The sequence below is a fragment of the Agarivorans sp. Z349TD_8 genome, assembly GCF_050870825.2.
Lineage (GTDB): Bacteria > Pseudomonadota > Gammaproteobacteria > Enterobacterales > Celerinatantimonadaceae > Agarivorans.
Genome location: NZ_CP194037.2, coordinates 930057 through 944378 on the forward strand (window position 1 = coordinate 930057; position 14322 = coordinate 944378).

General features: G+C 43.1%; 13 protein-coding genes and 1 pseudogene. 7 read left to right on the forward strand and 7 right to left on the reverse strand.

Going from position 1 to position 14322, the window contains the following annotated elements:
* The first annotated feature begins 34 nt into the window (after nucleotides 1-34).
* Together ACRRS1_RS04125 and def are read left to right on the forward strand one after the other, a co-directional pair.
* Nucleotides 35-715 carry a hypothetical protein gene (locus tag ACRRS1_RS04125; protein ID WP_432461001.1) on the forward strand — a complete coding sequence of 227 codons (681 nt, stop codon included), beginning with the start codon at nucleotides 35-37 and terminating at the stop codon, nucleotides 713-715.
* Nucleotides 716-1246: a peptide deformylase gene (gene def / locus ACRRS1_RS04130; RefSeq protein ID WP_432464407.1), complete on the forward strand. Its 531-nt coding sequence runs from the start codon at nucleotides 716-718 to the stop codon at nucleotides 1244-1246. It abuts the gene before it with no gap.
* Here def and ACRRS1_RS04135 read toward each other — a convergent pair.
* Nucleotides 1239-1436 (reverse strand): DUF4250 domain-containing protein, encoded by a 198-nt coding sequence (locus tag ACRRS1_RS04135; protein WP_432454413.1) that lies wholly within the window; start codon nucleotides 1434-1436, stop codon nucleotides 1239-1241. The two genes, def and ACRRS1_RS04135, sit on opposite strands and share 8 nt — an antisense overlap.
* Nucleotides 1437-1921: 485 nt before the next feature.
* Between ACRRS1_RS04135 and ACRRS1_RS04140 the strand changes: the two genes are divergently transcribed.
* Both ACRRS1_RS04140 and ACRRS1_RS04145 read left to right on the forward strand, forming a co-directional pair.
* A complete protein-coding gene (locus tag ACRRS1_RS04140) occupies nucleotides 1922-3046 on the forward strand; it encodes an acyltransferase family protein (protein ID WP_432468329.1) in 1125 nt (374 codons plus the stop codon).
* Nucleotides 3047-3571: 525 nt separating this feature from the next.
* Nucleotides 3572-4672, forward strand: coding sequence for an ISAs1 family transposase (locus tag ACRRS1_RS04145; RefSeq protein ID WP_432468127.1), 1101 nt, complete (start codon nucleotides 3572-3574; stop codon nucleotides 4670-4672).
* A gap of 543 nt (nucleotides 4673-5215) precedes the next feature.
* Here ACRRS1_RS04145 and ACRRS1_RS04150 read toward each other — a convergent pair.
* Nucleotides 5216-6163 carry an IS30 family transposase gene (locus ACRRS1_RS04150; RefSeq protein ID WP_432468327.1) on the reverse strand — a complete coding sequence of 316 codons (948 nt, stop codon included), beginning with the start codon at nucleotides 6161-6163 and terminating at the stop codon, nucleotides 5216-5218.
* 108 nt (nucleotides 6164-6271) lie between these two features.
* Between ACRRS1_RS04150 and ACRRS1_RS04155 the strand changes: the two are divergent.
* Both ACRRS1_RS04155 and ACRRS1_RS04160 read left to right on the forward strand, forming a co-directional pair.
* Nucleotides 6272-6784, forward strand: a pseudogene (locus tag ACRRS1_RS04155) (IS3 family transposase); the annotation flags it as partial.
* Nucleotides 6785-6996: 212 nt separating this feature from the next.
* Nucleotides 6997-9372, forward strand: coding sequence for a fatty acid cis/trans isomerase (locus tag ACRRS1_RS04160; RefSeq protein ID WP_432468326.1), 2376 nt, complete (start codon nucleotides 6997-6999; stop codon nucleotides 9370-9372).
* A gap of 774 nt (nucleotides 9373-10146) precedes the next feature.
* Here ACRRS1_RS04160 and ACRRS1_RS04165 read toward each other — a convergent pair.
* The 5 genes from ACRRS1_RS04165 to ACRRS1_RS04185 form a co-directional block, all read right to left on the reverse strand.
* Entirely contained in the window at nucleotides 10147-10521 is a 375-nt protein-coding gene (locus ACRRS1_RS04165) for a carboxymuconolactone decarboxylase family protein (RefSeq protein WP_432454409.1), read from the reverse strand.
* A 49-nt stretch (nucleotides 10522-10570) separates the two neighbouring features.
* Entirely contained in the window at nucleotides 10571-10936 is a 366-nt protein-coding gene (locus ACRRS1_RS04170; protein ID WP_432461004.1) for a MerR family transcriptional regulator, read from the reverse strand.
* A gap of 46 nt (nucleotides 10937-10982) precedes the next feature.
* Complete coding sequence (locus tag ACRRS1_RS04175) at nucleotides 10983-11609, reverse strand: LysE family translocator (protein WP_432454406.1); 627 nt, start codon at nucleotides 11607-11609, stop codon at nucleotides 10983-10985.
* 63 nt (nucleotides 11610-11672) lie between these two features.
* On the reverse strand, nucleotides 11673-12305 hold the full coding sequence (locus tag ACRRS1_RS04180; protein ID WP_432468325.1) for a LysE family translocator: 633 nt from the start codon (nucleotides 12303-12305) through the stop codon (nucleotides 11673-11675).
* Nucleotides 12306-12689: 384 nt separating this feature from the next.
* Nucleotides 12690-12977, reverse strand: a complete 288-nt coding sequence (locus tag ACRRS1_RS04185; protein WP_432454403.1) for a YciI family protein — start codon at nucleotides 12975-12977, stop codon at nucleotides 12690-12692.
* A gap of 350 nt (nucleotides 12978-13327) precedes the next feature.
* Here ACRRS1_RS04185 and ACRRS1_RS04190 point away from each other — a divergent pair, with 350 nt between their 5' ends.
* Entirely contained in the window at nucleotides 13328-13951 is a 624-nt protein-coding gene (locus ACRRS1_RS04190; protein ID WP_432468324.1) for a DUF3157 family protein, read from the forward strand.
* Nucleotides 13952-14322: the final 371 nt, after the last annotated feature.

The following is a 14322-nucleotide window of genomic DNA, read 5'->3' on the forward strand; positions in this document are numbered from 1 at the left end:
CAAAGATGATGTTGTTAATTGTTCAGGGAGTTGTATGAGATTCGCCAGTTTGTGGGATTGGTTGGTTGATAGCTTAGCGTTTTATCGTCAGCATATTATTAGTTTTGCGGCAATGGTATTACCCTTCGCTATTCCATTTTCTGCGTTACAGAGTGGTTATGTGTATGACGTTTCACACCCTTCGGTATTGCAATATTGGATATTTATTTGCTTGGGTTTACTCTGCCAGCCAATCTATCAAGGTGCGAGTATCTTGTATATTCGAGCTCAGCTAAACCAGCAGCCTTGGAGTATTGCTCAATGCTTTCAAGCGTCGCTTAGTATCTGGCCAAGGCTATTTGTGGTGGTATCGATCAGCTTTAGTTTAGTGATGCTTGGTCTTAACTTTTTTGTTGTTCCCGGGCTTATCTTTGCGAGTCGTTTGTTATTTGCCGATTTGAATTGTGTTTTATATAAACGCTCTCCTTTGCAATCGCTTAATGATAGTTGGCGGCAAACGGATGTGATCAAATGGCCGCTGTTAGCCGGTGTGATTATTGTCTCTGGCATTAGCATATTACCAGTATGGGCAATTGATCACTGGTTAGTTGCGCAACATGCCAACAACTTTTGGTTTTTTGCCAATAAAGTGTTGGGGCAATTATTGGATGTATTTTTTCTAGTGTTTGCTTATCGTGCCTATTCTGGCATCAGTGATGTAACAGAGGAGCCTTAAGTGAGCCAGCTCGAACCATTAACATTACTCAACTATCCCAACCCGATGTTGTCTCAAGTTGCTGAACCATTGCATTTTCCGCTGAGTGCTGAGCAACTTCATTGGATAGAGCGTTTGCGTTTTACCATGATACAGGCCAACGGAGTAGGGATTGCCGCGCCGCAAGTCGGGCGCGCATGGCAGTTGATGATTGTGGCTAGTTCGCCAAATGCACGTTATCCAGATGCGCCGGAGCTAGCACCGTTTGTGTTGTGTAATCCTCAGATCAAGCAATATAGCGAACAACAACAGTGGGGCTGGGAGGGTTGTTTAAGTGTTGCTGGACAACGCGCAAAAATAGCCCGTTCGCAAGCCGTTTGGTTGGAATATCAGGATTTACAAGGCGAATGGCAACAGGCGCATTATCAGGGCTTTGTGGCACGTATTATTCAGCATGAATATGACCATCTGCAAGGTTTATGCATCGTTGATCGCGTTAGCGAAGATACTTTGCTGATCAGTGAGCAGCAGTATTTGCAAGACTTTAGCTAACGATAAATTGCTGCTGTTGAGCACGTAACTCATAACCCGCCTGTTGCAGTCGTTGGGTGAGCTTATCTTGGTCTAGTGCGTAAAACTGACACAATTCGCTGAAGCTGCCGAAGTCATTTCTAATTTGCATGTTCACGATACTCAGTAAAATGTGAACATCCATTGTTTCGATGCGTTGTTGGTCTAACATTATGCTTTTCCTCTGATGGCTGAACCTATGCTTTAAATCGCGAGTTAAAGAGCAAGCGTCTCTGCCTCGACCCGTTTCAAATCAGCTTTTTATTGAAGAAATTAGCCACGCGATGGACACTGGGTTCAACAAGTGCGACGGCACCGTCGATCAGGATCTGGTCGCTTAATTAGCGTTTGCTGATTAAACTTCGCATCTAAATGATAATTATTATCATTTAGATGCGCAAGTGTTTTATCGATTTTTGTTGTGTTTGTGTCAGTTGGTGCTGCTTTATTTTTTGGATATGGAAGTTATAGAGTAAAATCATGTCACGATCACTGAACTTGATGGCGGGTCTTGAGTGCTTGGCAGTAATACGCAAGATTAACAGGAATAAAGTTGAGCCTCTATATGCATTGAGTTTTATATCTTTCCTTTCCTTTCCTTTCCTTTCCTTGCCTGTATAATTCCCGCAGAATAATTTTGGTTAGGATAAGTTATCAATGATTAAAAAAAGGTTTGAAGCATTAGATGCTTTTAGAGGGCTGTGTGCTTTATCTGTTGTGGTATTCCATATGCACTGGATTGAGTCAATAACTGAGTTGGATTTCTTTAGTGGAGCATTGGTATTTGTTGAGTTTTTTTTCGTTTTAAGTGGTTTTGTATTAGCTCATGGATATGGATTTAAAAGAGAATTAGATTTTAAATCATTTATGAAATCGAGATTTTTTCGACTGTATCCCTTACATTTTGCTATGTTTATTTTTGCTTTTTCTTTTCAATGTATAAAGTTTTTTGCATATGACTATGGTGGAATTACTTTTGGCTCTGAACCTTTTAGTGGTAATTTTGCTTTTAGTGAAATTATACCGAACTTAATGTTGATTCAGTCCTGGACTCCATACACAGAGCATTTGTCTTATAATGGACCATCTTGGAGTATTAGTATTGAGTTTTATATGTATGCAATTCTTTTTATGTCTATTTTGTTTTTTAAATCACATAAAGTAATTTCATGGTTAATGATCTCAACAATATCATATATTCTATTGTTTTCTGGTTCTGATGTTTTACTTAACACGGTTTTACGTGGCTTATCCTGCTTTTTTGGTGGTGCAGTTGCTTATCTTGTCTATACGAAAATATCTGATCTTAGACCAACATATGTTTTAGGTAGTTTGGTTGAGACTATTTTAATTGTTAGCGTGATTTTTTCTGTTCAGTCTAATATTCAAAATAAAGGTGCTTTATGTTCAATCTTATTCATATTAACAGTTCTATTTTTTGCATTTGAGTCAGGTATAGTATCAAACGCACTTAAAAATAAGCCTTTCCAATATTTAGGTATGTTGTCATATTCAATATATATGGTACATGGAATTATTTTACTTTACCTTGGAGCATTATTTAAAGTCCTTGAAAAGGTTCTTAATGTTAAAATTAGAGTTATGACTGATACTGTTGAATATACAACATTAGGGAATGCATTTATAAATAATATAGCAGTGTTTACTATTGTGGTTTTAGTTGTTTTTATATCACACTTCACTTACAAGTATATTGAAGTGAAAGGTCAACAATTGAATGGAATATGTAGTAATAAGTTAAAAAGTGAGATTGTCAGATAATAACTCACCAATATAAATTATCAGGAAGATCTTGAATTACCCCCTTTAATTTAATATCTTCCATTTTGAAGTGAAATATTTTCATACTTAGTGTCTCTATGGCTGTATTAGCTGACTTTTGTTTTAACTTCTGGCTCTTATCCTCAATATCTAATAATTTTGCGATATGCGATATGCGATATGCGATATGCGATATGCGATATGCGATATGTGATATGCGAAAGGTGAAGATATTTAGCGTGTGGTCCCATACTTATTAAATACAGAGCAATTCTTTGATAGTTTGTTTTTAACCCTTTCAATAAGCAGGTATTTACAAAGAATGTATTACCATTAGTATCAAAATAATCAGGTTTTATATTATGAGTTAAGATCTCGTTCTCTTTATCTAAAATATAATATCAAAATATACCATTATTAACTTGGTTTAAGAAATCCATTGGATCATACTTTGACTCAGGGCGGGATCGCACTTTGTTAACAGATATGATCTAATACCTCTAAACCCTAAGCTACATAGTTATTTTGAACATAATTGAACATTTATCAGTCGTCGAGGATACTCGATCTGACATCAATCAAAAGCATGACCTTATTGACGTGATTTTCCTTGTTATCAGTGCTATCGCATCAGGATGTGAAGGCTGGCAAGACATTGAATATTATGGAGAAGAGAAGTTGGGCTGGCTGAGGAAATATAGACCATTTGAACACGGGATCCCAAGACGACACACGATTGCACGCATTTTGCGTTCTGTTGTCGCGGAGTCTTTGCTTGAGGCATTAGCTCTGTGGATTAACGAGCAGCGAACGAGTCAAAACAGAGCCATCATCGCATTTGACGGAAAAGTACTGCGTGGCTCGTACCGAAATAACAAGAAAACAGCATTACAATTGGTTACAGCCTATGATACTGAACGAGGTCTCGTTCTGAGTCAGAAACCGACAGCGAACAAGAACGGCGAGATTAGCGTTGTGCGCCAAATGCTTGATGTTATTAACGTAAAAGGCAGTGTTGTCACCGTTGATGCTCTACATTGTCAGCGCGATACACTAGAGAAAATCGCAGAAAAGAAGGCTCATGTTGTCGTTCAAGTAAAAAACAACCAACCAAAGTTGAGAGCGGCTGTTGTTGAGCAGTTTCAAGCCGTCTTTGATGCTGGTAAAGAGAAGGTCGTCACTGAAATTAAAGAAAAACACCATGGTCGTAGCGAAGAGCGATACGTCTTTCAACTAAAGGCCAAGTTGCCCGAAGAGTTAGCAAAGAAATGGCCAACGGTAAGAAGCATCATAGCAGTGGAACGCCACCGCGTGATAAATGGGAAAGGCACTGTAGATACCTCGTATTACATAAGCTCAATGTCACCGAATCACAAATTGTTAGGCCACTATATTCGTCAGCATTGGCGAATTGAAAACAGCCAGCATTACGTATTAGATGTTGTTTTTAAAGAGGATAACTCTCGCATTACTTTAGACGGAGCGGTGGAAAACATAGCTCTATTTAGACGTTTTGTGATGAACATGCTCAAACAATGCGATTGTGGAGCGCCAAGTCACAAAGTGAAGTTGAAGAAAGCGGGATGGAACGACGATTATCGGGCACGAGTCTTCTTTGGGTTATAAATCCATCAAAGTATGCTCCCGCCCTGGATTATCGGGCACGAGTCTTCTTTGGGTTATAAATCCATCAAAGTATGCTCCCGCCCTGTACTTTGACTCTCCTCTAAATATTTTATATGTTTCTTGTAATTTCTTTATGCTTATTTTAATAGATCTATTTTCTTTTGTTCTGATTGTTTCGTTATGAAGCAATATAGAAAATAAATAAAAACCTCTTGGTTTTTAAAATGACTTTATGAAGTTAGTTTCTCTAACAGCATTTTGATTTAACAAAATTATTGGCTTGTTTTTCAATTTTTGGCAATTGTGGTAGTTCATTATATTTAGTCATGACATCCTCTTTTTGGAACGGTTGTGTAATACATTTATCATATATTTATTAAATGTAAATAGGCAACTAAATGTAAATAGGCAATTAAATTTATTTATTCGCACTACGTGCGGATTCTCAGAAAGGCGCATAGCGCAATTGGCTTTTAGTATTCTAAAAATAATAATAAATAAAATACTCCCGAATTCAACTCCGAACTGCGACATTCTTAATTCTCAAGCCGCCTCCATTATTTCTTTGAAAATGACGGCGGGTTGCTTGAATCCTAAACATTTTTTCGGACGATAATTTATCCTTCGCTGAGCCCTCTCAATATCCTCATCACTGACAGTTCTTAGGTCTGTTCCTTTTTTAACGTATTGTCTCAATAAGCCATTAGCGTTTTCATTCGCTCCTCGCTCCCAAGAGCTATAGGGATGAGCAAAGTAAACCTCGGCCTCCAATGCCTCTGCTATTTCTTCATGGCCAGCAAATTCGCGACCATTGTCAGCTGTAATTGTATGAACGAATTCTTTGTAAGGCATTAGCATATCAATGGTTGCTTTCGTCACATCTTTTGCCGACTTTGAGGGAACTTTTTTTGTCAGATAGAAACGTGTTTTACGCTCTAAAATGGTGATGACAGCTCCTGTCCCGTGTTTACCTAAAACCGTATCAATTTCCCAGTCACCAAAACGTTCGCGGCTCTCAACAACTTCTGGCCGTTCATCTATCGAAACCGCATTTTTGATAGCAGGCGCTTTCTCTTTCTTACCTCGTCGATACCGTTTGTGGCCTTGGCGTAAGTGTCGAAAGAGTTTGCCACCCTGTCGCTTATTACGAGCAACAAAACGGTAAATCCACTCATGACTCACGTTAGCTCCAGCGCGGGTTAAGACATTAAGTATTTGCTCTGGACTCCAATCAATAGTCAGCAACAATTCTACAAAACCTATGCGTGACTGAGATATTCGATACTTACGAGCTTGCCTTCGTTTCACTACCGCTAATTGATGGGCTCTATCTGGCAGATACTGATCCTTCTTACCACATCGCTTCAACTCTCGATAAATAGTTGAGCGGTGGCATTTAACTGTATTGGCAATTTCTGGTACTGAAATCCCCTGTTCCAAAAGGGCTGAAATCTGATATCTTCTCCCCTCGGTCAACTGCTGATAATTCATGGTAGTACTGCTTGTTTCTTTGGCGAGAAGAGCGTACCACTTTCGGCAGTTGGCTTCCTCTTCTACACCTTTCCATGAATGTCGCAGTTATTATCTGAAATCGGGCTTAAAGATATGCCAAAACCAACTGCTGTTAACGAACAATGGGCAGGAGACTTAACCTATATTCGTCAAGGTAATCGTTGGTTATACCTAGCAGTGGTTATCGACCTCTACTCGCGAAAAGTGGTGGGTTGGTCGTTAAATCAGCGTAAAACTACTGAGGTAACGATGGCGTCGTTACACATGGCTTTTAGAAATAGAAAGCCACAGGCTGGGTTGGTGTTTCACACCGATAGAGGTGCTGAATACAGAGCTCACGAAGTGCAAGCACTGCTAAAAAAGCACGGTGTTCGCCCTAGTATGAACCGCCCAGGCCATTGTACCGATAACGCAGAAATGGAATCGTTCTTTCATACTTTAAAAGGTGACTTAATTAAATCGAATCACTTTACAAGTGAGTGGGATTTGAGAGATAAAGTAGCAGGTTATGTGCAGCATTTTTATAATCGTTTTAGACTGCACTCAAGTTTATATTACCTAAGTCCGATGGAATACGAAGATAGGGTAAGGGGAGCGTAAGTGGTGTCTACTTTATCGGGTCAAGATCAATACATAAAATTGCAATACTTTTTGCGGGCGCTTGTCGGTGATTGGTGTGCTGTTTTCTATGATTTAGCAAGATAGGCGGGAGTTATCTAGCTTGTCTTGCTGATATGAACCACTAACGGCTTAAAAATAATGAGGGTGGGCAATCGCTACTTAACGCCATTGCCTCATTACAGGGATGAATTATGTTTCGACGTTTTACAGTATTAGGCCTTTTGCTGGTGGTAGTGGTTGGCTGTTCCAGCATTATCATTCAGCAGTTTGACCAGCGCTTTGGTCAAGCTACGGTGCAGACTCGGATTTATTCTGAAGATTACCCGCCGAGCGCAAACTTCCTAGAAGAAGTGAAACCGATCCTCGACCAACGCTGTGTGATGTGTCATGCCTGTTATGATGCGCCTTGTCAGCTCAAGCTGACTTCTGCTGCGGGCATAGACCGAGGTTTAACCACTGCACGGGTGTATAATTCCAGTCGTTTGATCGCCGACCCTACCAGTCGCTTATATACCGATGCGCGTTCTACTCAAGCTTGGCGTCAAAAAGGTTTTAACCCAGTGCTGAATGAGCGGATCCAAAGTGAACAGGCGAACCAGGAAGGTGGTCTGATGTATCAAGCGCTGAAGCAAAAGCGAGATTTTGTTGATAGTCAGCAAGATATTCTGGATCCCAATGCCTATGATTTTGCCTTAGATCGCGCTCAACAGTGTGTTGGTATCGAGGAATATGCCTCTAAGGTTCAGGCTTCTCATCCAGAGTGGGGCATGCCCTACGGTTTACCAGCGCTCAGTGATGCCGAGTTTGATAGCCTCACTGCATGGCTTGTGAGCGGAGCGCCAATGGCTGACGATTTGCAGCATCACCAACAGTTTGCAGCGCAAGTTAAACGTTGGGAAGCATTGCTTAATGGTGATTCACTAAAAGAACAATTGATGAGTCGCTATCTGTATGAGCACTTGTTTATCACTCATCTTTATTTTGACGATTCACAAAGTAAACGTCCGGCTTTTTTTAAACTGGTTCGTTCGCGCACCGCACCCGGTTTTCCGGTCGATGAAATCGCAACCCGCCGACCTTATGACGACCCTGGGGTGGCGCGGGTTTATTACCGTTTAATGCCTGAGCGTGAGAGTATAGTGGTGAAGACCCACATTCCTTATCATCTTGATGAAGCGCGAGCAGAACGCTGGAAATCTTGGTTTTTGGCTGACAATATTAAAGTTGAACAATTACCGTCTTACCAGCCTGATGTAGCAGGAAATCCTTTTGTAGCCTTTCGAGATTTTCCGGTTAACTCGCGCTATCGCTTTATGTTGGATGACGCGGAAACCTTCATTATGGGTTTCATGAAGGGGCCAGTCTGTCGAGGACAGGTGGCTTTGAATGTGATTCAGGATCATTTTTGGGTGTATTTTGTTACGCCTGCTCATCAGTATGAAAAACTACAGGCCGACTTTTTAGCGGCTCAAAGTGAGCACTTGCGGATGCCCTCGGTAGAGCAGAGTAACGTTTTGCCACTGAGTACTTGGATCTCGTATTCGAAACGGCACCGCCAATATATGGAAGCGCGGATCAAGAGCCAGCAAAACTGGTTGAAGGAAGATGCTGGCCGCATAGATTTAGATTTGATCTGGGATGGTGATGGTAACAACAGCAATGCTGCGCTGACGATTTTCCGTCATTTTGATAGTGCCAGTGTGGTACGAGGTTCGGTGGGTAAGCCACCTAAAACGGCTTGGATCCTCGATTATTCCCTGTTTGAACGGATCCATTATTTATTGGTGGCAGGCTACGATCCCTATGGTAACTTGGGGCATCAACTGGTCACACGTTTATATATGGATTTCTTACGTATGGAAGGTGAGTTTAACTTTGCTTCTTTGTTACCAGCGCAAGCGCGTTATGATGAGTTACGTCGTTGGTATGTTGACGCTGACAAAGAAATTATTAAGTTTGTTGAGTCGCGCCCGCAAGAAGCTTTCTTTAAAAGCTCGGTTCACTATAACCAAGATTTGCCCTATAAGCAGCAGTTATACAATAAGTTATCAACCAAGCTTGCTGCGGTACAGAGTTCGAAGTACCAAATTGATCCGATCCATTATTCGCGAGCGGTGAATGATTTTGCTTCCCAGCTGGCGGCCTGGAAGGGGGGAGCGATCAAATGGTTACCGCAAGTGGTGTTTATTCAGGTGGTTCAGCCAGAAAGTTCACAGAGCCAGTATTTTACGCTACTCCGAAATAACGCCCATGCCAACATCTCTAGCTTGTTCTTGGAAGATAAATATCGTTTGCCAGATAATGATACGCTGACTTTGTTGCCTGGCCTTGTGGGGGCCTACCCCGCTGCTTTTTGGCAAGTACAAGAAAGCGAATTAAAGCAATTGCAACAGCAGCTGCTGCATGTGAATAACGAGTTGGCTTACCAGCAATTGATGAAGCGTTTTGGGGTTCGCCGAACTAGCTCAGAGTTTTGGCCCTATAGCGATAGATTGCATCAAGCCTATTTGCAGGCCGAGCCAATTAGTGGTGGGATCTTCGATTACAGCCGTTTAGAAAATCGTTAGTTGATGGGCATCTGCGAGCCTTAAGTTAGGGCTCGCAATTCTTGAATCATTTTCAGGCATGCCGGATCCACCGATGTGCAGAGCCATCCGGCCATTGCATGGTTAAATCATTGTCGGTCTTTGTTTTGCCTGAGCACTTTTTTAGCATGCAGCCAAACAGCAGCCAAAGCCCTACCCAGGGGAAGGAGAGGGCAAACAAGGTTGTGGCTATAAAAATTAGCGTCGATGCTGGTAAAGGCGGTGATGGCTCCGGTGATAACATCCCGGTGGGTCCAACACCGATCCCACTCAACGGCGCTAGGCTCTTTTTGAACCCCAAATTCATACCAAGCTGATTTATGATATGAGCCAGTTATTGCGCAGAATCAATCTGTCGATAACCAGATATCAAGCGCAGTCACTCGTGGCTCTCATGACAAGATACATCACGCAGTTCGCGGTGATTTAGACGAGTAATAGTCAACCGATAATGAGTTAGATTGGTATCAGTCCAAAACTCATTACCATTAGTTTATTTGGCCATGGCGCAACCGATGCTGATATGGCAAATCATGTCACTGCCTATCGATTATTCATGTTTTCGCTTATGCTCATCCCGAATCCCTAACGTTTGGCTTGTGATTGAAATTTCGAGGGCTGGGGTCGTTCGCTCGCTTCGAGAGCAAAGGGCGCGGCACGGTGAGTGCCGCAGCTCCCTTTCGGTCTATTGCTCAAAGGGAGGGTTATTGGCGGAACGCTTCGGGTCGAGCGTCATTGAGGCGGGGGGCTTAAGCCTTAATCTGCGGCTTGTAATATTTCTTTTAAGGCAAACATCCCATTTAATGCTGCTGGAAAGCCAGCATAAACCGACATTTGTAAGATCACCTCTTTAAGCTCTGCTTCGCTGCAACCGACATTGAGCGCCGCTTGTAAGTGTACCTTGAGCTGGGGTTGGCAGTTGCCCATGGCGGTGAGAGCCGCAACGGTGGCAATTTCTCGTGATTTCAAATCGAGTCCCGGTCGGCTGTAAATGTCGCCAAAGGGATACTCGATGGTATATCTGGCTAAATCGGGGCAGATGTCTTTCAGGCTTTCGATCACTTGATGGCCGGCTTCGCCATCAATTTTACTCAGTTGTTCCAGGCCGATTTGGTATCTGGTGTTGTCCATGGGCAAGCTCCGTTTCTGTATTGAGAAACCACACTGTACAACTTCGAGTTCACTCTAAGTCAAGCGCTACTTGGCGATGATACCAATTTATTTTTTGCTCCAATGCCGCGAGGTGTTGTTGTTGGGATTGAATATGCGTGCTCAGCTTGGCTTGATGTTGTTCGAGCAGGGCTTGGCGGTTGGCATGGGTGCTTGGGCCTTGTTCGCGTAGTCGGGCATATTGCAAAATGTCGCACAGTGGCATTGCGGTTTCTTTTAAACGAATGATGAAGTTAGCCCACTCCAAATCTTGCGAACGGTAGTTGCGATGGCCGCTGGCATTGCGCTGAATGCCCTTGAGTAAGCCTATCTTCTCGTAATAGCGCAGCGTATGCGCCGATAAACCACTGCGTTGAGAAAATTCTTTAATGTTCATCGATGGTTCCTTGAATTGGCGTTCTGTTCGTTGGTTATTTGCGTAGTTAGCTTTTGTGGGGGCTAAGTAACAGTGATAAACCAAAGCCGACAAATACCCCGCCAGTGATTCGATGAAATAGACGACTCACATTTTGTTTTCGTAAATAAGGGCTGAGCTGCTTGCTGGTGAGTGCATAGACCAACAGCGCGCTGAATGAGCATAGGGCAAAGGTGCCGCCAAGCAACAAAAATTGCTCTGGCATTGCTTGATCGTGGTGGATGAATTGTGGAAACAAGGCAGTATAAAATGCAATGGCTTTTGGATTACTCACGCCAACAATATAGGCTTCGCGAAATAGCTTTTTGCGACTGATTGTATCAAGTTGGGGGGGAGCATCGTTGCTTAAACTCAGGGTTCGGCTGGCAAGCCAAGACTTTAAGCCAAGATAAATAAGGTAGATCCCGCCGACGACTTTGATCGCCGTGAACATCACTGTGGATGCTAAGATAATTGCGCCGAGGCCCGCCGCCGATAAGCTGGCCAAGCAGAGCATCGCGGTGATATTGCCCAGGATCCCACTGAGGGAATAATTCACACCATAGTTGGCGGCGTTTTTTACCACCAACAATACTGCGGGACCGGGTGAAAAGGTAGCCGCCAAACAGAGTAATAAAAATAGCCAATAATCCATATTGTTTCTCCTATATTGTGCTCTTCATTGTGCTCTTCGGTGGTGCTGAGTTGACAGCGCTGATTAAGCGCGCTGACTCAACAACATACCGCCGCCCATGGTGATCAGCAATCCGCCGGTTACTTTAGCCACCCGTCGCTCAAAGTTCTGGAAAGAAAAGCGCTTGCCTAAATAGCCGATGGCGTATGCGTAGCTCAGGTGAACACTGGTCACAATGCAACCAATGCTGATAAACATCAGATAAAACTGCCCTTCGGTGGCTTGTTCGGTATTCAGAAATTGTGGGAGGAAGGCCGATAGAAAAATTAAGGTTTTCGGGTTACTGGCGGACACGCTAAAGGCTTCGATAAACAAGGCCCAGAGAGAGCGTTGACTCTGCGGCTTGGGGCTTGGGCTGGTATGGCTTGAAACGTTAAGGGATCTGAGGCTTTTGATCCCGAGATATATTAAGTAAATACCGCCCAGCAGCTTCATGACCATAAACCAAAAAGGAAGGGCTTGGATCAGTTGTCCAATACCAATGGCAACTAAATAAACGATGATCGCTTGGCAGCTTAAATTCCCGAGAATGGTGATGAAGGCCGATTGCCACCCCCGTTGAATGCTGTTTTTTAGCACTAATAATACATTGGGTCCCGGCGACAGGGTGGTGATCAAATAGGCCAGACAGAACATCAGCCAGAGATGTAGATCCATTCGATTATTCCTAAATAACAGGATGACTTTTAAGCATTGAACCACCCCCTTCGCTCAACTTGAGTGTTGCTGAGAAAATGTGCAAATTCACGAGGGTATGCTTGCATTAAATGCCAAGGCGAGAGTGATAGCAAGTGCTTATTTCGCTAAAATAATCAAAGAGTAAGCACTTGTTTACCAACAAAAGCGGAGCCTTTGGCGAGACTGACTATGATTGCTTGTTTTGGCAGTTTTTTATGTTTTATCGGCAACTTTGTCAGCGCCAAAGCAGCGCAATCTCGTTTAAGACAAATTGCGCTTATCAGCTTTGGTAGAGTGACAGCTTGAGGACTCTCGCCTTTGATTCGCCGTAACAATGTTTTGTAGTAAGGCGACAGAGTCAGTTTAGCTTGCCAAAAACTCCAAGGCTGGCGAGGTTTTTGTTGGAATAAATTCAGTCACCTCATATTCAGCTAGTTGATGGATCTTGAAAGGGTCCTCGGCCAAGATCGCATCTAGGGCGGTGCGGCTATCGGCTTGCGCGAGGATCACTCCACCGGTGCGCGGTACTTTGCGACCAGACGCCAGAAATACTCCGGCGGCGTAGTGGCGATCTAAATATTGGATATGGGCATCTAAGTGTGTTTCTACGTCTGCTAAATCGCAGATGTAGTTCAGTGAAACAATAAACATCTTGCTCCTTTGCGGGTGCGGTTGGTGATGAGTAAGGACGCTTGAAATGTGCGTGATTTCAGCTTCAATTTATTACTTTCAAGCCTAAGTTTCAAGCGCTTGCAGTGATATAGCTCGGCTCTGCTTTGACTCAGTTAAGTTTGATTTATTTGAACACTTGGCAGCGTATTTTCCTGATGCTTTTTCTGCTAGCTACTGTTTTGTGACTCGATTAAATTTATTTTAAGCAAATGAGGTGTCATGCAGTCGGCAATATTGCCGCTATTTACGGTTTTGGCGGACTGACAACAGTATTAATTTCACGACGGCTTGTTTATGCTAGAGCCATCTTATGTGACTGGTAGCTATCTATGTTTAAAAAATTCTCTGTTTATAGCGCAATTTGTTGTTTGTTTTGGGTGATCCCCAGTTTGGCAGACCAGCTTCAGCCGGAAAAAGTTGCCACCCTTGTTCTCGAAAATGGCGCACGAGTGCAACTCAACGACGATTTCACTTGGGAGTATGTGTTTGTAAACTCTGCTAGTGAGGTGAGTGGCCAAGCGACTGTAGAAGCTGTCGAAAAGCCAGCCGCTGGGTCGGCTACGGAGCTTTCTGCTCCCTCGGTAAGTTTGAGTTCGGCGGCCATCGCTCAGGCCGAACTATTGAAGTCTACGGCTAAAAACGGGGTGAAGGTGAGTTTGCTGAGTAGTCAGTGGGATGCTCAGGATCGCTTAGGTTTAAACTTTGAATTGGTAAATACCGGCAGTAAAAATTATGTGCAGGTTGCACTAGCAGTGAACCTATTTGCAGACTCGGGTGATTTGCTGAGCAAGCAAGAGCTAAAGGTTTGGCAAGCCATCTTTAGACTGCCCGAGAGTTATTTGCGTAAGGGACAAACTCGCAATAGCGACACCATCTGGTTGGACGGTGTTGATAAAGCGCAGTGGCAAAAACAATTGCTGACGCTGAAAATAACCGAGATGGACTCTCGCTAACTTGATGATTTACAACTTATACCATGAGATTTGCTTGTTACTGGCCTAGCAGGTCATATCAATCCTTTATCGTGAATTACTTGCGCTGATGCTTTTGAAAACTCTAGAGATTGTTACTTTTTTGAGTTCAGCCTATGTCCATGTCGACTCCTGAACGGCGAGCCTCGCCTGAATAAACAAGCTGTGCGAGGCTTCACTTGTGCTAAATCATCTGCTGATGGGCTGCGATGAGCTTCAGTATTTCGGTTTGCCTTTAGCGTCCCAATAAACTTCATGTTTCGGTCATATAACTGACACTTTTCCAGCCTAGTCTTGAATTCGAAATTGCACGCGAGTGCAAAACATCGATCACTAGAATTAATCAAGACAAG